We start from the raw sequence: 19,220 nt of genomic DNA on the forward strand, positions 1-19,220 counted from the left end.
ATGTGTCCGTCAGCCGTGCTCGCGCACGACGCGTTCGGCGGCTGCCCGCAGAGCCTCGCCGTAACTGCGGCCGTGTCCTGCGGCGTGGGCCGCGAGCGGGTGGAGTTGGTGCACCGGGATCCGCGATCGCCAGCCCTCCACCAGCGGATGCCGATCCCGATATCCGTCGACGATGTCGTCCAGACGGGGACACCCGAAGAGGGCCAACATGGCGAGGTCCGTCTCCCGGTGACCGCCGTGGGCGGCAGGATCGATCATGACCACGCCGCGATCCGTCCACAGAACGTTGCCCGTCCACAGATCACCGTGCAGCCGAGCGGGGGGCTCGTCGTCGTCGAAGGCGCCCCCGGCCACCAGCGCGCACGCCTGCTCGATCACGGCGATCTCACCGGACCGCACCGTGCCCGCGTCCACGGCGGTGCGTACGAAGGGCAGAACACGTTCCGCCGCGTAGAACGCTCCCCAACTCTCGTGCGTCGCCGAACTCATCGCGCGGCTGCCGATGTAGAGCGCCCCGTCGTGGCCGTCCGGGGCGCTGCCGAAGCGGGCCGCGCCGCTGTCGTGGGTCCGCGCGAGCGCGGCACCGAAGTCGCGAGCCGAGGATGCGGTCGGCGCCGATTCCTCGATCCGCTCCAGCGCGATGAAATCGACACCGACGTCGAGAACCTCGACGACGGGCGCTCCCCCGGCCGCCAGCCAACGGATCCCGGCGGCCTCCGCGGCGAAGAAATCGTCCGGAACGTCGGTGCGGCGCTTGACGAACGGTGCGCCGGACATCGTCAGCCTCCCGCGAACGGCGGGAGAACGTCGACGCGGAGGCCGATCTCGCGGCCGTCCTCCCGCACCATCTCGTCACCGATCAGGAACACCGCGACCGACGCGATGCGGGTCATGGATCCGCCGTACCGCTCCCCCAGCATCGCCCGAAGATGAGCCACCGTGGCGCCGACGGGCAGATCGACGGTCTCGGAATCGGTGCCGGCCGCCTCGGCCGCGGCCGCGAAGTACTTGATCTCGACCGGAGCGGTCGCCGTGTCAGCCACCGATGGCCCCCATCGATCGTTCGGGCGGAACGAAGTCCTCGCGTTCCATCCCGTGCCCGGCCCACTTGTTCCACATCGCTCCGCGCCACAGGTCGGCCAGCTCGGAATCGGTGGCACCGCCGCGCAATCCGGCTCGCAGGTCCGTCTCGGCGTCGCTGAACAGGCAGGAGCGGACGGTACCCTCCGCCGTCAGACGCGTTCGGTCGCAATCGGAGCAGAAGGATCGCGTCACGGACGCGATGATGCCGACGGTCGACGGTCCCCCGTCGACGGTCCATTCCTCGGCGGGCGAGGAGGCGTCGTCGGGCCGGCCGACCTCGGTGAGGTCGAACCGCGATCCGAGCACCTCCAGCAACTCCGCCGCGGGGACCATCGACGAGCGCGCCCACTCACGGTCGGCGTCCAGCGGCATCTGCTCGATGAAGCGCAGTTCGACGCCGCGCTCGAGGCAGAACTGCAGCAGATCCACGGCGCCGGGCAGGGTTTCGCGCATCAGTACGGCATTGATCTTGACCGGAGCGAAGCCCGCGGCGAGTGCGCCGTCGATTCCGGCCAACACGGCGGGAAGCCGATCACGACGTGTGAGGGACGCGAAATGCCGCCGATCGACGGTGTCGAGCGAGATGTTGACTCGATCCAGGCCGGCGTCGGAGAGCGTGGCCGCCCGACGGTCCAGACCGATGCCGTTGGTGGTCATCGACAGCGACACCGACGGCGCCGCCGCGTGGGTCCGGGCGATGATGTCGACGATGTCCTTGCGCACCAACGGTTCTCCGCCGGTGAACCGCACCTCGCGCACACCCAGATGGCGGTCGGCCACACCGACGAGGCGTGCGATCTCCTCGGAGGCCAGCAGCTGCTCGAACTCCAGGTTCGGCAGTCCCTCGGCCGGCATGCAGTACGTGCAGCGCAACGAGCACTTCTCCGTCACCGAGATGCGCAGATCGCGCGCGACGCGACCGAAGGAGTCGAGCAGATACGGAACGTCCGGTCGACCGACCGTCGGCGGCGGAGTCGACGGGTCCACTCGGGGCGTCGGAGCGCCCAGCGTCGGGATACCCATACTCACCGCTGCCACCGTCGTACCGCCTCTCACACGCATTCGATGTCCAGTATGCCCGTCGGCACCGTGCCTAGGATGAGCGGCATGGCTGGAGAGCACCGGACGGTGGAGGAACACGCAGACGACATCGACCACCTGATCGAGGCCGCGTGGTCGCGGGCCCGAGCCGAGACGGCGCAGGAATCCGTCGCCCTCGCCGATGCTCTCGGCCGGGTGACGGTTGCCGACACGACCGCCCTGATCGACGTGCCCAACTTTCGGAACTCCCAGATGGACGGCTTCGCGGTCTCGGCCGATTCCCTTGTCCAGGTCCCTGTTTCGCTCCCGGTGGTGGGGGTCCTCGCCGCGGGCGACACTCCCGAGGGCACCCTGCTCCCCGGCACCGCCCACAAGATCATGACCGGGGCCCCGCTGCCGGACGGGGCGGACGCCGTGGTTCCGGTGGAGGACACCGTGGTGGAGGGGGGCCACGTGCGGATCGCCGCCTCCCGTCGTACCGGCGAATTCGTGCGTGAACGTGGGAGCGACATCACACAGGGATCCGTCGTCGTGCCCGCGGGAACGGTCCTCGGGCCCCGTCATCTCGGCGCGCTGGCGGCCGTGGGACTCGCTCGCGTCGACGTTCGTCCGCAGCTGCGAGTGGCCGTGATCGCCACCGGCGCCGAACTGGTGGAAGCCGGATCAGCCCTCGCGCCGGGACAGATCTACGACTCCAACGGCCTGACCCTCGCCACCAGCGTCGTGGACGACGGCGCGGTGCTGACCTATCGCGGTCGCAGCACCGACACCGCCGCCGAGTTCGCGTCGATGCTCGACGAGGCGTGCGCGGTCGCCGACGTCGTGTTCACCTCCGGCGGAGTGTCGATGGGCGACTTCGAGGTGGTACGAGACGTGCTCGGACCCGACGGCGGGACCTTCGGCCACGTCGCCATGCAGCCGGGCGGACCGCAGGGACTGAGTCTGCGCGCGGACACCCCGATCGTCAGCTTCCCCGGAAACCCGGTCAGCACCCTGGTGTCCTACGTCGTCTTCGCCCGACCCGTTCTCCGCCGACTCGCCGGACTCCCGGCGTCGACGCCCACCGAGGCCGTCGCCGAGCACCCGATCCACTCGATCGTCGGCAAACGGCAGTTCCTTCGCGGCCGGGTCTCCGCCACCGGGGTGTCCGTCACCTCGGGAGCCGGGTCCCACCTCGTCGCGTCGATGGCCGCCGCCGGCGTTCTGGTCGACGTGGACGCCGAAACCGCCGAGGTCCCCGCAGGCGACCGTGTGCGAGTGTGGGAGCTGTGACCGACCCCCAGCACGACGACCACCACCACGGACTGACGCACCTCGACGCGGACGGCCGCGCCCGCATGGTGAACGTGGGCGGCAAGTCCGAGACCGACCGCATCGCGATCGCCAGTGGCGCGCTCCTCACCACGGCCGAGGTCGTCGCCATGGTTCGCGCCGACGGGCTCCCCAAGGCGGACGTGCTGGCCACGGCCAGGGTTGCCGCGATCAACGGCGCCAAGAAGACCTCCGAGCTGATTCCGCTGTGCCATCCCGTGCCGCTGACGTCGGTGTCGGTCTCGTTCGGATTCACCGACACCTCGATCACCATCGAGGCCACCGCGACCACCACCGGCCGCACCGGGGTCGAGATGGAGGCGCTGACGGCGGTGTCGATCGCGGGCCTCACGCTCCACGACATGGTCAAGGCCGTCGATCCCGCCGCGTCGATCGAGTCGGTACGCCTCGACCGCAAGGAGGGCGGCAAGCGGGGGGTGTGGACGCGCGACACTCCGCCGGATGGGACGCCGATCGCCGACGCACCTCTCGGCGCTCGAACGGCCGTCGTGGTGGTGGCATCGACCGCGGGCGCCGCCGGAACCCGCGAGGACGCGACCGGGCCCCGCATCGCGTCGTGGCTCACCGACCGCGGATACACCGTCCGGGGGCCCGTGGTCGTCGCCGACGCCGACATCTCCCGCGGCCTGGCCGACGCCCTGACCGGCGGGCCGGGCCTGGTGCTCACCACCGGTGGAACCGGCGTCTCCCCGACCGACGGGACCCCGGAGGCCACCCGAGCCGTCCTCGATCGGGAGCTTCCCGGCGTCGCCGAGGAGATCCGGCGAGCCGGTCTGAGGGCCACCGTGCACGCCTCGCTCTCCCGCGGACTGGTCGGCGTCGCCGGTCCGACCGTCGTGGCCAACCTGCCGGGGTCGCCCGGGGGTGTCGCCGACGGGCTGGCGGTGCTCGACCCTCTGCTGGACCACGTGATCGCCCAGGTTCGCGGCGGAGGTGCCCACTCGTGACCGAACTCCTCGCCCGCATCACCACCGACGTGATCGACGTCGGGACCGTCGACGCCGCGGTGGCAGGTCCGCATTTCGGTGCCGTGGTTCTGTTCTCGGGGGTGGTTCGTGATCATGATCACGGCCAGTCCGTCACCGCGCTCGAGTACCGAGCGCATCCGGACGCCGAGAAGTTCCTCCGCCGGTGTTGCGCCGACGCGTCGGCCGCGACGGGGCTGCCCGTGGCCGCGATCCATCGGGTGGGCGATCTGTACATCGGTGATGTCGCACTGGTCGCCGCCGTGGCCGCAGCGCACCGCGCCGAAGCGTTCGCCGCGTGCGCGGATCTCGTCGAACGGATCAAGGCCGAGGTGCCCATCTGGAAGCGGCAGTACTTTCCCGAGGGCCTCAGCGAATGGGTGGGTCTGTGACGGGCGTCCGCAGATAACGGTGAACGACGAGCAGTTCCTCCTCGGTCGCCGGACGGTCGCGCACCATCGAGGTCACCGTGCGCTCGGTCTCGTCCACGTCGAGTCCGGCGCCGATGAACACCAGATCCGTGCCGCGCCGACTCGGCGCCGGCTCCATGTCGATGTGCCGCCCCACCGTGTGCACCAGGGCGCGTGACGAGGTGCCCGGACCGGATCCGAATCGGGCGAAACCCTTGCTCCGGTAGAGACCGACCGGTGGATTCTCCAGGAACTCGACGAACGCCCTCGGATCGAGATACCGGTCCGTGGAGACCGAGACGGTCTGGTACTCGGCGTGCAGGTGATCGTGATGGTCGTCCGCCTCCCGCAGCAGGTCGTCCAGCGTCAACTGCCGGGGACCGTCGTCGGACCTCTCGGGAGGATCGAACAGAACCCGCACGTCCACCGCGCCGTGCGCGGTCACCAGGACGGGAGTCTGCGGCACCAGGGTCTCGATCCGCACCCGGACCGCGTCGAGTTCGGCCGCGCTCACCCGGTCGGCCTTGTTCACCACCACCAGATCTGCCATCGCGAGATGCGAGGCGATGGTGGGGTGGCGCGCGCAGACGGCCTCGAACTCGGCGGCATCCACCACCATGACCATGCCCGCGTACCTGATGCGCTCGTTCTCGCTCGCCGCGACCATGCGGATCATCGCCCGCGGTTCCGCGACACCGCTGGCCTCGACCACGATGGCGTCCACCACGTCGCGTGCCGACGTGAGGACGGCGAACATCTCGTCGAGATCCTCGGTGTCGACGGCGCAGCACAGGCATCCGTTGCCGAGGGTCACCATGGAGTCCACCTGACCCGCGACCAACATCGAATCGATGTCGACCGCCCCGAAGTCGTTCACCAACACCCCCATCCGCACCCCGTCGTTCCGGCGCAGCAGGTGGTTGAGAACCGTCGTCTTGCCGGCGCCGAGGAATCCTGCGACGAGAACGACGGGGATCCGAGGGCGAGGCACCGGGCGAGGATACCGTCGTCGAGGCGGGCCCGCCCCGGGTAATGCGCCGGTTCTCGGGTAATCGGCCCGATCAATAGAATCCGAGCTGCCCGTCAATGGTTGCCACCGCGAAAACCGCCGCGGTGGAGGTCGACCACGACGGTGTCGGAACGAAACCGAACGGGGGGTTGTGTGCACTCCGAACTAAAGGGTGTGCAGAATGGAAAACGAAATGTTCCGAAAAACTCCGAACACCGCCCACTCGGCGAACGAGCGTGACGTTGACGTGGAGTAACCTTCCGGAACAGAAACATTTTCCGACGCGTTCGAGGCGAAAGTAGAAACGATGGCCAAGAAAGTAATTGTCCAGCTGATCGACGACATCGATCAGACACCCATCGACGACGGCGGCGAACACATCACATTCGCGGTCGACGGCACCGAGTACGAAATCGATCTCGGTCCCGACAACGCAGCGCAGTTTCGCCAGGCACTCGGCCAGTACATCGAGTACGCGGCAAAAGTGACCTCGTCGAACGGCTCGTCGCGTGCTTCCGCGACGCGGAGCGCGTCCACACGCGACTCCCCCGAACACACCCGGGCGATCCGCCAGTGGGCGTCCGAGAACGGTTACGACGTCTCCGCTCGCGGGCGAATTCGCAGCGAGATCCGACAGGCGTACGACGCCGCACACTGAACCGGCATCACCGAACGCGCCCTCGACACACGAGAAAACCCCCGAACCGCGAAGGTCCGGGGGTTTTCTGTTCGAACTGTGGAGCTTGTATAACTGTGGAGCTAAGGGGACTCGAACCCCTGACCCCCACACTGCCAGTGTGGTGCGCTACCAGCTGCGCCATAGCCCCGTGCACATCGGCCGGAAAACAGCTCCGTACAACGCCCGACCGAAGTTACACCATCGTCGTTCCCGACCACAAATCCCCACGCTGACGTGCCGGGATGCGAGGACCGCCGAGCGGTTCGGTGTCAGCCGAGTTCGGCGACCCAGTCGACGTTGCGCGTGTCGACGACGGTGCCGTTAGCCACCACGGTCGGGGTGCCCTGCGCGCCGGTGGCGGCGAGGGCCTCGCTCGCGGCGGCCGCTGCCGCGCTCGCGTCGGGGACTCGATCACCACCGACGATGCACTGGGCGGTGGCGTCCGACGCTCCGGCGTCGCGAGCGGCCTGCGCCAGTTCCTCGTCGGTGTGGTCGCTGCTGCTTCCCTCGGCGGGTTGGAAGTCGGGCGAGAACAGCGTGGAGTGGAACGCGCTGAAGACCGGTGCGGTCTCCGACGCGGCGACACACTGTGCCGCCGCCGCCGCGCGGGTGCTGTAGGTGCCCGATGCCGACCGCGACGCGAGGAAATCGAGTTGGTGGTAACGGACGCCGATGGTGCCCTCGTCGATCTTCTGCGCCAATTCCTGCCCGTGAATTTGCTCGAGCTCACCGCAAAAAGGGCAGTACGCGTCCTCGTAGATGTCCACGACGGTCGGGGCCCCGGGAATGCCGAGAGTCACGACGCCCTCGTCGTTCAGGTCGATCTCCACGGCGGAGTTCTGCACCGAGCCGTATCCGTCCGCGCGCGGTTCGTCGCTGCCGGACTGCCAGAGCACGCCGCCTATGACGACGGCGGCGACGACCAGGAGCGCCAATCCACCCAGAACGTATGTCGAGGTGCTCGACGATTTCTGTGGCGTGTATTTCGTGGTACCGCCCTTGGACGGCTTTCCTGCGGGCGAACCCGAGCGGGGCGAGTTCTTCTTGGCATTCACGGGCAACACTGTGCCATGTTCGACTGACAAGGGCCTGAGAGGTGCGAACGGGCGGCCTCTACCGCTCGGGTAACGGCCCGTCCGCGTCCGCGGGGGTGCGGTCCAGGGTGTCCGGAACCACCATCCAGGCGACGGCCGCCATGAGCAGGATCGCGCCCGCCGACCCGAAGGCCACCGCGTACGACAGTTGCTCGATCAATACTCCCGCCACGAGCGGGCCGAGAACGGATCCGACGTCCATGGCCATCTGGAACGCGGCCAGTACCTGTCCCCCTCGTGCCTTGGAGCCGATGAGATCGGCGACCGCGGCCTGCTGAACGGGCGTGATCAACCCGGACCCGACGCCGGCGACGAACGTGATGACGAGGAACACGGTGGTGTTGCCGGAGATCCCCATCGCCGCGGTCGCACCCCCGCACAGCGCCAGTCCCGTCACCAGGAAGGGCTTGCGGCCGTAGCGGTCCGACAATCGACCGGCGACGAGGAGAACCACAGCGTTGCCCACCGCGAAGACGGCCAGCGCCACCGCGGCCATGGAGTCGCTCTGCCCCAGAGCGGAGACCACGAACAGCGGCACGATCGCGGTGCGCACGCCGAACACCGCCCAGCCGTTCGCGAAGTTCGAGAACAGCGCGGAGCGGTACGACGAGGATTTCAACGCGTCGCCGAACTTCAGAGTCACCGGCGTCGCGCCGTCCGTCGACACGTCCGTCCTCGGCACACGAAGCCCCACCGCGACGACGGCGGCGGCCACGACGAGGGTGACCGCATAGAACACGAAGGGGGCGCGCAACCCGCCCACGCTCAGCACGATGCCGCCGATGAACGGACCCAGCACCGTCCCGGCCAGGAAACTCGAGGCGTACAGCCCCGAGACACGACCTCGCTGCGCCGGCGGTGCGATGCGGATGAGCAGGCCCAGTGCGGAGACGGTGAACATCGTCGACCCGATGCCGCCGATCGACCGGAAGATCAACAGCTGGGTGTAGTTCTGCGCGACCGCACACAGGCCGGTCGACACCGCGACCACGATCAGACCGGTCAGGTAGACCCGCCGTTCCCCGACCCGCTGGACCAGCGCTCCACTGGCCGGGGCGAACAGCAGCCGCGTCAGGGCGAACGCACTGATGATGACCGTCGCCGCGAATTCCCCCACGCCGAAGTTACGGGCGAATCCGGGCAGCGCCGGCGCCACGATGCCGAACCCCAGGGCGATCACGAACGCCGCGGAGATCAGAATCCAGATGTCCCGGTTCAGCGGGACCGCGGGTGCCTTCGGGGTGTCGCTCCCTCGCCGGAACCTGCCCCTCACCGCTGGGTCAGAACAGAGTTCACCAGCTCGCGCGCAGCGGTCTGGACCTCGGCGAGGTGGTCGTCGCCCAGGAAGGACTCGGCGTAGATCTTGTAGACGTTCTCCGTTCCCGACGGACGGGCGGCGAACCACGCGTTCTCGGTGGTGACCTTCAACCCTCCGAGTGCGGCCCCGTTGCCCGGCGCGGAGGTCAGCGTGGCGGTGATGTCCTCACCGGCGAGCGTCGTCGCCGTGACCTGATCCGCGGACAGCTTGCTCAGGACGGCCTTCTCCTCGCGGCCGGCCGGGGCGTCGGTGCGGGCGTACGAGGGATTGCCGAACTTCTCGGTCAGCTCGACGTACCGCTGCGACGGCGTCCGGGACGTCACCGCGGTCATCTCCGAGGCCAGCAGCGCCAGAACGATGCCGTCCTTGTCGGTCGTCCAGACGGATCCGTCGGTACGCAGGAACGAGGCCCCGGCGCTCTCCTCGCCGCCGAACCCCAGCTCCCCCGAGAGCAGACCGGGAACGAACCACTTGAAACCCACCGGCACTTCGAGGAGTGGACGACCGAGAGAGTGGACGACGCGGTCGATCATCGACGAACTGACCAGGGTCTTGCCCACCTTCGCGTCGGGCGACCACCCGGGCCGGTGCGAGAAGAGATAGTCGATGGCCACGGCCAGATACTGGTTGGGGTTCATCAACCCGGCGTCGGGAGTGACGATGCCGTGCCGATCCGCGTCCGCGTCGTTTCCGGTCGAGATGTCGTACTCGTCCCGCGCACCGATCAGCGACGCCATCGCGTTGGGTGACGAGCAGTCCATCCGGATCTTGCCGTCGGTGTCCAGGGTCATGAACCGCCAGGTCGCATCGACGAGTGGGTTGACCACGGTGAGATCGAGCCGGTGTCGCTCGGCGATGGCGCCCCAGTACTCGACACTCGCACCGCCGAGAGGATCGGCGCCGATCCGGATTCCGGCGCCGCGGACGGCGTCGAGGTCGACCACGTTCGGCAGGTCGTCGACGTAGGTGCCGAGGAAGTCGTAGTGCCCGACGGACCCGGCCATCGCCGCGGCCAGAGTCACCCGCTTCACGGACGACACGCCCTCGCGCAGAATCTCGTTCGCGCGAGCGGCGATCACCGACGTCGCGTCGCTGTCGGCCGGTCCCCCGTTGGGCGGGTTGTACTTGAAGCCCCCGTCGCGCGGCGGGTTGTGCGACGGGGTGACGACGATGCCGTCGGCGAGCGCACGCGGGCCCGACGCGTTGTGCCGCAGGATCGCGTGACTGACGGCGGGAGTCGGGGTGTAGCCGTGGGAGGCCTCGACGAGAACGTCGACCCCGTTGGCGGCCAACACTTCCAGCGCCGTCACCCAGGCGGGCTCGGACAGCGCGTGGGTGTCGCGCCCGATGAACAACGGCCCCGTGGTGCCCTGCGCGGCACGGTATTCGACGATCGCCTGCGTCGTGGCGATGATGTGGCTCTCGTTGAACGCACCGTCGAGACTCGATCCTCGATGACCGGACGTACCGAAGACCACCTGCTGATCGGGATCCTCGACATCGGGTTCGACGGTGTAGTACGAGGTGACCAGGTGGGACAGATCCACCAGGTCCGACGCTGCCGCAACTGATCCCGCTCGCTCGTGCGCCACGTCTGTTCTCCTTCTCGTGCGGACATCGATCGGGGAGACCCGCCCGCGGCGGCAACGGGTGATGCACCCGTCGCGCGACCCGCGCACTCGTCGTCCCACCCGGTAGGAACACTAGTGCGCGCGCAGTGGCGCGTCTCGCGAACCCACCCGGCGCGGAGGCCGAGCTCAGCCCGGTGGCATCCGCGAGAACTCGGCGACGGCGATGACGTCGTCCAGCGCGTCTTCGATGATGCGTACGCGCTCGGCGACCGTGTCGGCGACCAGGATCTTCGCGCGGTCGGCCGACCCCAACGGCAGTGCGGACGCGAACGTCCACAGCGTGCCGGCGTCCACCGGCGGCCCCTCGATCGAGGGAACCTCGGGGGAGGGAAGATCCCGCGACTCGGCGATCTCGGTGAGGATCTCGAACAAGCGCTCGGAGCGCCGACGGACCGTCGAGAGATCCGTCTCGGCCGGGTCGAGCGCCGCGTCGGGCCAGGGCTCGACGCGGGCCCGCGGATACGGATCGTCCGTCAACCATTCGAGCACTCGAATTCGTTCGACCCCCGTGCATTCGAGCACGTATCGACCGTCCGGCACCGGCAGGGCGCGGTCGATCCGCACCGACACTCCCGCGTCTCCTCGCACGTCTCCGCCGCCCACCTCGTGGCCACGTTCGATCAGGACGACACCGAACGGCAGATCCGCGTAAACGCAGTCCTCGACGAGCTTGCGGTAGCGGGGTTCGAAGACGTGCAGTGGGAGCGGATCGGTGGGAAAGACCACCGAACCCAGGGGGAACATCGGGAGTGTGCGTTCGGCCGCCGAATCGGTATCCACCCTGACAAGCATGCACCCGATCGCGCTCGCGTGTTCACGGCGGGCCGTCGTGGGTAAGGATGGACCCATGAGCGAAGCGACGTTGCACCCCGGTTCCTTCCGCGTGTGGGCACCGAACCCGAAGTCCGTTCGCCTCCACCTCGACGGCGAACTCCACCCGATGACCCGGTCCGCGGACGGGTGGTGGACCGCCGACGTCGCCGCGGAGCCCGGCGCCCGGTACGGCTTCGTGCTGGACGACGACGACGCCGTGATTCCCGATCCGCGCTCACCGCGCCAACCCGACGGCGTGCACGAGACCTCCGCGGTGTTCGAGGTCGACGAGGCCGCATGGACCGACGCGCAGTGGACGGGCCGCGCGCTTCCCGGCGGCGTGATCTACGAACTGCACATCGGCACCTTCACCACCGAGGGCACGTTCGACGCCGCCGTCGAACGGCTCGATCACCTGGCGGATCTGGGCGTCACGTTCGTCGAGATCATGCCGGTCAACGGGTTCAACGGAACCCACAACTGGGGCTACGACGGCGTCCTCTGGTACACCGTGCACGAGGGGTACGGCGGCCCGGCCGGCCTGCAGCGGTTCGTCGACGCCTGCCACGCTCGCGGCATCGCCGTCGTGCTCGACGTGGTCTACAACCACCTCGGCCCCAGCGGGAACTACCTGGAGAAGTTCGGCCCCTACATGTCCGAGGGGGCGAACTCGTGGGGCCAGACGGTGAACGTGGCCGGAGAACACTCGGATCCGGTGCGTCGCTACATCATCGACAACGCGCTGCGCTGGTTCTCCGAATTTCACATCGACGCACTGCGACTCGACGCCGTGCACGCCTTGGCCGACACCACCGCCACCCACATCCTCGAGCAGCTCGCCGCCGACACTGCGGCGCTCTCCGCCCACCTCGGCCGTCCGTTGAGCCTGATCGCCGAGAGCGACCTGAACGACCCCAAGCTGATCACCCCGCGAGCCGCCGGTGGGTACGGGCTCACCGCCCAGTGGGACGACGACGTCCACCACGCGGTGCACGCCGCGGTGTCGGGCGAGAAACAGGGCTACTACGGCGATTTCGGGTCCATGCAGTGTCTCGCGACCACCGTGCGACAGGGCTTCTTCCACGCCGGGACCTACTCCAGCTTTCGGGGACGCATCCACGGCCGGCCGATCGACCGCCGCACCCTTCCCGCGAGCTCGCTCGTGGCGTACACCACCACGCACGATCAGGTGGGCAACCGCGCCATCGGTGACCGTCCCGGCTTCTACCTGAACCCCGGCCAGTTGGCCCTGAAGGCGGCCCTGGTCCTGCTGTCCCCCTTCACCCCGATGCTGTTCATGGGCGAGGAGTGGAACGCCTCCACCCCCTTTCAGTTCTTCACCTCGCATCCCGAGCCCGAGCTCGGCGAGGCGACCGCGAACGGCCGCAAGGCGGAGTTCGCCTCGCACGGGTGGGACAGCGACGACATCCCCGACCCGCAGGAGCTCTCGACGTTCGAGAACTCCACCCTGAACTGGTCCGAGGTCACCGACCCCGATCACGCGCGAGTACTGGACATCTACCGGGCGCTGATCGCGCTGCGCGCCGAGCGCATCGAGATCACCGACCCGTGGCTGACCGACGTCACCGTCGACTACGACGAGGACGCGCGGTGGATCGTGATCCGCCGCGCACACCCGCTCGGCCACGGCGACGGGCTACGGCTCGTGGCGAACCTGTCGGCGTCCTCGGTGACGGTGCCCGTCGGCGGGCAGCCGATTCTCTGGTGGGACGAGCCCACCTCCGACGCGACGGGGTCGTCCGTGACGGTCCCCGGACACTCGTTCGTCGTTCTCGACTGAGGTGCCCGGGTTCTCGACCGGTGTCCGCTCCGGGCCCGGGCTCGCGGGCCTCAGGTGAGGTAGCGGTACGCCGGCGACCCCGGCTCGAGGTGCTTGACGTGCATGGGCGAATCCTCCATGCGCTCGAGCAGAGCGGTCAGGCCCGACGCCGCGCCGAGCTGGATTCCGACGAGCGCGGCGCCCGTCTCCCGGTTGTTGCGCTTGACGTACTCGAACAGGGTGATGTCGTCGTCCGGACCCAGCACCACGTCCAGGAAGGTACGCAGCGCACCCGGCTCCTGGGGGAAGTCCACCAGGAAGTAGTGCTTGAGTCCCTGGTGCACCAGGGAACGTTCGAGGATCTCGCCGTAGCGCGAGACGTCGTTGTTGCCACCGGACACCAGACAGACGATCACGTCCCCGGGAGCGCAGTCGACGTGCTCGAGGGCCGCCACCGACAGAGCCCCGGCGGGCTCGGCGATCACGCCCTCGCTCTGATAGAGGTCGAGCATCGCGGTGCAGATCGCGCCCTCGTCGACCTGCGTGACGACGAATGCTCCGGACCCCGCCGCCACCGGCAGCGTCGCGTGCGAGGCCACGGTGGCGTCGAGTTCCGCGAGGACGGAATACGGGACGTCGCCGACGCGACGGACTGCGGCACCGTCGACGAAGGGGTCGACCTCGGGCAGAGTCACGGGTCCGCCCGCGATCAGCGCTGCCGTCAGCGACGCCGCGCCCGAGGGCTCGCATCCCACGATCGTGGTGTGCGGCGACCGTTCCGCCAGATAGGCGGCCACGCCGGTCACGCAACCACCCCCACCGACGGCCACGACGACCGCCGACGGGGTGGCGCCGAGTTGTTCGAGGATCTCCTTGGCGATGGTTCCCTGCCCCGCGACGGTGCGAGGATCGTCGAACGGCGGCACGATGGTCGCGCCCGTTCGAGCGACGTCGTCCTTCGCGGCCTGCGACGCGGCATCGAAGGTGGCGCCCACGCTGATGACCTGGACTGCGTCACCACCGTGGAAGGCGATGCGGTCACGCTTCTGCTTGGGGGTGTTCGTCGGGACGTAGATCCGCCCGCGCACCCCGAGCTCGCGGCAGGCATAGGCGACGCCCTGCGCGTGATTACCGGCGCTGGCAGCGACCACACCCGCGTCTCGTTCGGCGTCGGTCAGTTGCAGCATCAGGTTGTAGGCACCGCGCAGCTTGTACGACCGAACCCGTTGCAGGTCTTCACGTTTGAGGTAGACGTGCGCACCCGTCGCCGCGGACAGACGCTCGCAGTACTCGAGCGGCGTCCGCGCGACGACGTCGTGAATTCGGTGTGCGGCCGCATCGATGTCGGCCGCCGTCACGGCAGCGGTGTCGGTTCGGATCGTCACGTCGGTCACCAGCACATGCTGTCACTGCCCACCGCACGGCGGCGGAGCGGGCTCGGTCAGGAACGTTCGAGGACGAAGACCGGAATCTCTCGGTCGGTCTTCTCCTGATAGTCGGCGTAGTCGGGGTAGGCCGCGACCGCCCGTTCCCACCACACGGCCTTCTCGTCGCCGTCGATCTCGCGCGCCGTCATGTCCCATTTCTCGGTGCCGTCGCGCAGCTCCACGTGCGGGTCGGCCTTGACGTTGTAGTACCAGACCGGGTTCTTCGGCGCGCCGCCCAGTGACGCCACCGCGAGGTAGGCGCCGTCGTGCTCGACTCGCATCAACGGCGTCCGGCGAAGCTTGCCCGTCTTGTTACCGATCGTGGTGAGCAGGACCACGGGCATGCCGCGCATCGTGGTGCCCTCGGTTCCACCCGAACTCTCGTACAGATCGGCCTGCTCGGCCGCCCACCCGCTGGAACTCGGCTCGTATTCTCCCTGCAGAGGCATGGATCCAGTACACACGCGGGACCGTCGGTCGGCAACCGGACTCCGCTCCCGACCGAGTCGAAAGTTCGGTGGCCCGAAACCTGGAGTGCGTGTAGCCTGGACATCAGCGTGAGGGTGTCGTCACGATCGCACTCCGCGCGACCGAACACCGAACCTGCTGTTGCTGTTGACGACTGTTCTGCGAGGAGGATGCGATGACGACCTACGATTCGTCCGCCCACGGCACCCTGCGTGACTCCGCGGAGCCGCACCGCACCGTCGACCTCGCCGGAACGCAGTGGCCGGTCTACAAATTGCAGGCGCTGTTCCTCGGTGCTCTCGTCTTCCTGGCGGCACTGGTGATGGTGGGCGTCGTGCAGACCGCCGTGCTCGCCGCGGCCTCCGCAACCGTCCTCACCTGGTGGGGCCTGCGGATCGCGGAGCGGGGTCTCCCCCGCTCCTGACCGGCTCCGCCCCGACTCAGAGGCCGAACGGAAGTACCCCGGGAGCGAGGAAGAAGCCGCTGCTGCCGGCGGCGACTCCCCCGAGAGCGGACAGGACCAGGTTGATGAATTCGGTGATCATCGGCCGATTCTAACCGGAGCGCCCGCCGAACCGCGCCGACTCATACCGCGAGGCAGCCCGGTCCCAACAGTGCCTTGAGGTCACCCATCAGCGCCGACGACGGCGTCACCCGAAGCTTCTCGTCCACCTTGAGCATCGTCACGCGCTCGCCGCTGATGAGCCGGAGATGCACGTCCGTGGTCCCCGGATGACTGGCCAGCACCCGCTTGAGTGCGCCCACCTTGTCCGCGGTGCACTGACGCGTGGGAAGGCTCACCGCCACCGGCTTGGCAACCCCCACCGAGGACAGGTCCGGTACGGCGATGTCGTTGGCGATCAACGAGATCCGATCGTCGCGCGCCGAGACCCGCGCCTTGACCAGCACCACCGCATCCTCGGTCACGTCCGCCCCGAAGACCGAATACGCCTGCGGGAAGAACAGCACCTCGATACCACCGGTGAGATCCTCGAGTTGCGCGGACGCCCACGTCAGACCGTTCTTGTTCACGCGTCGGTTGACCGACGCGAGAATGCCGCCGACCGTCACCTGGGTACCGTCCTTCAGGCTCCCCTCGAGAATGGTGGGGATCGCCGTGTCGGACTGCGCGGCGAGCACGTGCTCGACGCCGTTGAGCGGGTGTCCGGAGACGTAGAGCCCCAACATCTCTCGCTCGAGCGCCAGGCGGTGCTTGGAGTCCCATTCCTCGTCGGGGATCTTCACGTTGAAGACCGACGTGATCGACTCGTCCGCGTCGACGCCGCCGAAGAGATCGAACTGACCGATCGCCTCCGCCTTCTTGGTGCCCAGGACGGCGTCGATGGCGTCGGCGTGGATGAGCATCAGGCCCTTGCGCGGATGCCCGAGCGAATCGAATCCGCCGGACTTGATCAACGACTCGGTGACCTTCTTGTTGCACGCGGTCGCGTCGATCTTGGCCAGGTAATCGGAGAAGTCGGAGAAGCTGGACTTCTCCTTGCGGGCCGCGATGATGGACGCCACGACGTTGGTGCCCACGTTGCGCACCGCACCCAGACCGAAACGGATGTCCTCGCCGACGGAGGCGAAGTTCAGCTCGGACTCGTTGACATCCGGTGGGAGCACGGTGATCCCGAGGCGACGGCAGTCCGCGAGGTAGATGGCAGCCTTGTCCTTGTCGTCGCCCACGCTGGTGAGCAGACCGGCCATGTATTCGGCCGGGTAGTTGGCCTTGAGGTAGGCGGTCCAGTACGACACCAGGCCGTAGCCCGCGGAGTGCGACTTGTTGAACGCGTAGCCGGCGAACGGGAGCACGGTGTCCCACAGCGCCTTGATGGCCGCCTCGGAGAAATCGTTGTCCAGCATTCCCTGCCGGAACCCCGCGTACGCCTTCTCCAGCTCCGAGAGCTTCTTCTTGCCCATGGCGCGGCGCAGCAGGTCGGCCTGGCCCAGCGAGTACCCGGCCACCTTCTGCGCGAGCTGCATGATCTGCTCCTGGTACACCACCAGGCCGTAGGTCTCGCCGAGGATGACCTGCAGGGGTTCCTCGAGCTCCGGGTGAATGGGGATGACTTCCTGACGACCGTTCTTGCGGTCGGCGTAGTCGTTGTGCGAGTTCATGCCCATCGGTCCGGGCCGGTACAGCGCGAGCACGGCGACGATGTCCTCGAACCCGGTGGGCTGCATCTTGCGCAGCAGATCGCGCATCGCGCTGCCGTCCAGCTGGAACACGCCGAGAGTGTCTCCGCGGGACAGCAATTCGTACGTCGCGGGATCGTCGAGGGGCAGCGCATCGAGGTCGATGTCGATGCCGCGGTTCGCCTTGATGTTGTCGATGGCGTCGCCGATCACGGTCAGGTTCCGCAGACCGAGGAAGTCCATCTTCAGCAGACCGATGGCCTCGCAGGAGGGGTAGTCCCACCCGGTGATGATGGCGCCGTCCTGCGGGCGCTTCCACACCGGAATGGCGTCGGTGAGCGGCTCCGAGGACATGATGACCGCGCACGCGTGCACTCCGGCGTTGCGGATCAGACCCTCGAGTCCCTTGGCCGTCTGATAGATCTTCGCGACGTCGGGATTCGAATCGATGAGCGCTCGGACCTCGGTGGCCTCCTTGTACCGCTCGTGCGCCGGATCGGTGATCCCGGCCACGGAGATGTCCTTGGCCATGACGGGCGGCGGCAGCGCCTTGGTGATCTGATCGGCGATCGCGAAACCGGGCTGCCCGAACTGCACGCGCGCCGAGTCCTTGATGGCGGCCTTGGTCTTGATGGTGCCGAACGTGATGACCTGGGCGACCCGGTCGCTCCCCCACTTCTCCGTGGCGTACCGCACCATCTCGCCGCGACGGCGATCGTCGAAGTCGATGTCGATATCGGGCATGGACACGCGCTCGGGGTTGAGGAATCGCTCGAACAGCAGCCCGTGGGGCAGCGGATCGATGTTGGTGATGCCCATCGCGTAGGCGACCAGGGACCCGGCGGCGGATCCACGACCGGGACCGACGCGGATGCCGACGTCCTTGGCGTGGTTGATGAGGTCACCGACCACCAGGAAGTACGCCGGGAATCCCATCTCGAGGATGACGCTGATCTCGTAGTCCGCGCGGGCGAGGTACTCCTCGCCCGGCCCGTCGGGGAACCGCCGGTGCAGCCCGTCCATGACCTCCTTGCGCAGCCAGGTGCCCTGGTCGTAGCCCTCGGGGACCGGGAAGATCGGCATCCGATCCCGGTGCTCCCACACCTCGTCGTACGGCTGGACGCGCTCGGCGATGAGCAGCGTCGAATCGCACGCCCCCGGAACCTCGCTGTCCCAGAGCGCCCGCATCTCCTCGGCGGACTTGAGGTAGTAACCGTCACCGTCGAACTTGAAGCGCGTCGGGTCGCTGAGCGTCTTGCCGGTCTGGATGCACAGCAGCGCCTCGTGGTTCACCGAGGCGTCCTTGGTCACGTAGTGGCAGTCGTTGGTCGCGAGTGGCGGAATGCCGAGCTGCTGACCGATGGAGAGCAGACCTTCGCGCACCCGACGCTCGATGGACAGACCGTGGTCCATCAGTTCGAGGAAGAAGTTGTCCGGACCCCAGATCTCCTGCCACTTGGCCGCCGCTTCGAGAGCCTCGCGCTCGTGGCCGAGCCGAAGCCGAGTCTGGATCTCCCCCGACGGGCAGCCGGTGGTGGCGATGATGCCCTCGGCGTGGTTGGCGATGATCTCCTCGTCCATGCGCGCCCACTTGCCGAGCTGCCCCTCGGTGGACGCCAGGGAGGACAGCTTGAACAGGTTGCGCAGGCCGGTCGCGTTCTCCGCCACCATCGTCATGTGGGTGTAGGCGCCGCTACCGGAGACGTCGTCGGACTTCTGGCTGCGATCGCCCCACAGGACGCGCTTCTTGTTGAACCGGGATTCCGGCGCCACGTACGCCTCGATACCGATGATCGGCTTGATCCCGGCCTTCGTGGCCTCGTTGTAGAACTCGCTGGCGCCGTACATGTTGCCGTGGTCGGTCATACCGACCGCACTCATCCCCAGGCGCTGCGCCTCGGCGAACATGGGCGCGATCTTCGCCGCCCCGTCCAGCATGGAGTACTCGGTGTGATTGTGGAGATGAACGAAGTCCGACACGTCCGCCACTCTAGGTCCTCCGACCGACACGGATGTCATTCACACGCGAGT

Annotated in this window: 17 protein-coding genes and 1 tRNA gene; 6 read left to right on the top strand and 12 right to left on the bottom strand. The window is 68.1% G+C overall.

The window, feature by feature from the left end:
• Positions 1 to 9: 9 nt before the first annotated feature.
• From ACY466_RS13265 to moaA, 3 genes are read right to left on the bottom strand one after another with little or no spacing between them, the layout of a single operon-like run.
• Positions 10 to 777: a fructosamine kinase family protein gene (locus tag ACY466_RS13265; RefSeq protein ID WP_463245829.1), complete on the bottom strand. Its 768-nt coding sequence runs from the start codon at positions 775 to 777 to the stop codon at positions 10 to 12.
• Between the two features lie 2 nt (positions 778 to 779).
• Complete coding sequence (locus tag ACY466_RS13270) at positions 780 to 1,043, bottom strand: MoaD/ThiS family protein (protein ID WP_463245830.1); 264 nt, start codon at positions 1,041 to 1,043, stop codon at positions 780 to 782.
• Positions 1,036 to 2,106 carry a GTP 3',8-cyclase MoaA gene (gene moaA, locus ACY466_RS13275; RefSeq protein WP_463252286.1) on the bottom strand — a complete coding sequence of 357 codons (1,071 nt, stop codon included), beginning with the start codon at positions 2,104 to 2,106 and terminating at the stop codon, positions 1,036 to 1,038. Before moaA ends, ACY466_RS13270 begins: the two co-directional genes overlap by 8 nt.
• Positions 2,107 to 2,181: 75 nt before the next feature.
• Here moaA and ACY466_RS13280 point away from each other — a divergent pair, with 75 nt between their 5' ends.
• The 3 genes from ACY466_RS13280 to ACY466_RS13290 are packed head-to-tail and all read left to right on the top strand — an operon-like array spanning position 2,182 to position 4,813.
• On the top strand, positions 2,182 to 3,396 hold the full coding sequence (locus tag ACY466_RS13280; RefSeq protein WP_463245831.1) for a molybdopterin molybdotransferase MoeA: 1,215 nt from the start codon (positions 2,182 to 2,184) through the stop codon (positions 3,394 to 3,396).
• Positions 3,393 to 4,403 (top strand): bifunctional molybdenum cofactor biosynthesis protein MoaC/MoaB, encoded by a 1,011-nt coding sequence (gene moaCB, locus ACY466_RS13285; protein ID WP_463245832.1) that lies wholly within the window; start codon positions 3,393 to 3,395, stop codon positions 4,401 to 4,403. The genes ACY466_RS13280 and moaCB overlap by 4 nt, the downstream gene beginning before the upstream one ends.
• Positions 4,400 to 4,813 (top strand): molybdenum cofactor biosynthesis protein MoaE, encoded by a 414-nt coding sequence (locus tag ACY466_RS13290; protein WP_463245833.1) that lies wholly within the window; start codon positions 4,400 to 4,402, stop codon positions 4,811 to 4,813. Before moaCB ends, ACY466_RS13290 begins: the two co-directional genes overlap by 4 nt.
• Here ACY466_RS13290 and ACY466_RS13295 read toward each other — a convergent pair.
• Positions 4,791 to 5,822 (bottom strand): CobW family GTP-binding protein, encoded by a 1,032-nt coding sequence (locus tag ACY466_RS13295; protein WP_463245834.1) that lies wholly within the window; start codon positions 5,820 to 5,822, stop codon positions 4,791 to 4,793. The genes ACY466_RS13290 and ACY466_RS13295 overlap by 23 nt on opposite strands.
• 325 nt (positions 5,823 to 6,147) lie before the next feature.
• Between ACY466_RS13295 and ACY466_RS13300 the strand changes: the two genes are divergently transcribed.
• Positions 6,148 to 6,498, top strand: a complete 351-nt coding sequence (locus tag ACY466_RS13300; protein WP_463245835.1) for a histone-like nucleoid-structuring protein Lsr2 — start codon at positions 6,148 to 6,150, stop codon at positions 6,496 to 6,498.
• Between the two features lie 96 nt (positions 6,499 to 6,594).
• Here ACY466_RS13300 and ACY466_RS13305 read toward each other — a convergent pair.
• The 5 genes from ACY466_RS13305 to ACY466_RS13325 all read right to left on the bottom strand — a co-directional run bounded on the left by ACY466_RS13305 (position 6,595) and on the right by ACY466_RS13325 (position 11,342).
• Positions 6,595 to 6,667 (bottom strand) — tRNA-Ala (locus ACY466_RS13305).
• Positions 6,668 to 6,788: 121 nt separating this feature from the next.
• Positions 6,789 to 7,463: a DsbA family protein gene (locus ACY466_RS13310; RefSeq protein WP_463252287.1), complete on the bottom strand. Its 675-nt coding sequence runs from the start codon at positions 7,461 to 7,463 to the stop codon at positions 6,789 to 6,791.
• Positions 7,464 to 7,632: 169 nt separating this feature from the next.
• Positions 7,633 to 8,886, bottom strand: a complete 1,254-nt coding sequence (locus ACY466_RS13315; protein ID WP_463245836.1) for an MFS transporter — start codon at positions 8,884 to 8,886, stop codon at positions 7,633 to 7,635.
• Positions 8,883 to 10,523, bottom strand: coding sequence for a phosphoglucomutase (alpha-D-glucose-1,6-bisphosphate-dependent) (gene pgm / locus ACY466_RS13320; protein ID WP_463245837.1), 1,641 nt, complete (start codon positions 10,521 to 10,523; stop codon positions 8,883 to 8,885). The genes ACY466_RS13315 and pgm overlap by 4 nt, the downstream gene beginning before the upstream one ends.
• Before the next feature lie 165 nt (positions 10,524 to 10,688).
• Complete coding sequence (locus ACY466_RS13325; protein ID WP_463245838.1) at positions 10,689 to 11,342, bottom strand: LON peptidase substrate-binding domain-containing protein; 654 nt, start codon at positions 11,340 to 11,342, stop codon at positions 10,689 to 10,691.
• 67 nt (positions 11,343 to 11,409) lie between these two features.
• Between ACY466_RS13325 and treZ the strand changes: the two genes are divergently transcribed.
• Positions 11,410 to 13,176: a malto-oligosyltrehalose trehalohydrolase gene (gene treZ, locus ACY466_RS13330; RefSeq protein WP_463245839.1), complete on the top strand. Its 1,767-nt coding sequence runs from the start codon at positions 11,410 to 11,412 to the stop codon at positions 13,174 to 13,176.
• 50 nt (positions 13,177 to 13,226) lie between these two features.
• Here treZ and ilvA read toward each other — a convergent pair whose 3' ends face one another.
• Both ilvA and ACY466_RS13340 read right to left on the bottom strand, forming a co-directional pair.
• Positions 13,227 to 14,540 carry a threonine ammonia-lyase IlvA gene (gene ilvA, locus ACY466_RS13335; RefSeq protein WP_463252288.1) on the bottom strand — a complete coding sequence of 438 codons (1,314 nt, stop codon included), beginning with the start codon at positions 14,538 to 14,540 and terminating at the stop codon, positions 13,227 to 13,229.
• A gap of 56 nt (positions 14,541 to 14,596) precedes the next feature.
• Positions 14,597 to 15,031: a nitroreductase family deazaflavin-dependent oxidoreductase gene (locus tag ACY466_RS13340; protein ID WP_463245840.1), complete on the bottom strand. Its 435-nt coding sequence runs from the start codon at positions 15,029 to 15,031 to the stop codon at positions 14,597 to 14,599.
• 194 nt (positions 15,032 to 15,225) lie between these two features.
• Between ACY466_RS13340 and ACY466_RS13345 the strand changes: the two genes are divergently transcribed.
• Complete coding sequence (locus ACY466_RS13345) at positions 15,226 to 15,474, top strand: hypothetical protein (protein ID WP_463245841.1); 249 nt, start codon at positions 15,226 to 15,228, stop codon at positions 15,472 to 15,474.
• 161 nt (positions 15,475 to 15,635) lie between these two features.
• On the opposite strand, the gene dnaE is transcribed toward ACY466_RS13345, so the two are convergent.
• The gene (gene dnaE / locus ACY466_RS13350; protein ID WP_463245842.1) at positions 15,636 to 19,208 is read right to left on the bottom strand and encodes a DNA polymerase III subunit alpha; all 3,573 of its coding nucleotides are present in this window, start codon (positions 19,206 to 19,208) and stop codon (positions 15,636 to 15,638) included.
• Positions 19,209 to 19,220: the final 12 nt, after the last annotated feature.

The sequence above is a fragment of the Rhodococcus sp. K11/5 genome (assembly GCF_055193735.1).

Coding starts and splice junctions, on each gene's coding strand:
- ACY466_RS13345 (WP_463245841.1), top strand. CDS start 15,226: ATGACGACCTACGATTCGTCCGCCCACGGCACCCTGCGTGACTCCGCG.
- ACY466_RS13265 (WP_463245829.1), bottom strand. CDS start 777: ATGTCCGGCGCACCGTTCGTCAAGCGCCGCACCGACGTTCCGGACGAT.
- moaA (WP_463252286.1), bottom strand. CDS start 2,106: ATGGGTATCCCGACGCTGGGCGCTCCGACGCCCCGAGTGGACCCGTCG.
- ACY466_RS13280 (WP_463245831.1), top strand. CDS start 2,182: ATGAGCGGCATGGCTGGAGAGCACCGGACGGTGGAGGAACACGCAGAC.
- treZ (WP_463245839.1), top strand. CDS start 11,410: ATGAGCGAAGCGACGTTGCACCCCGGTTCCTTCCGCGTGTGGGCACCG.
- dnaE (WP_463245842.1), bottom strand. CDS start 19,208: ATGACATCCGTGTCGGTCGGAGGACCTAGAGTGGCGGACGTGTCGGAC.
- ACY466_RS13300 (WP_463245835.1), top strand. CDS start 6,148: ATGGCCAAGAAAGTAATTGTCCAGCTGATCGACGACATCGATCAGACA.
- ACY466_RS13340 (WP_463245840.1), bottom strand. CDS start 15,031: ATGCCTCTGCAGGGAGAATACGAGCCGAGTTCCAGCGGGTGGGCGGCC.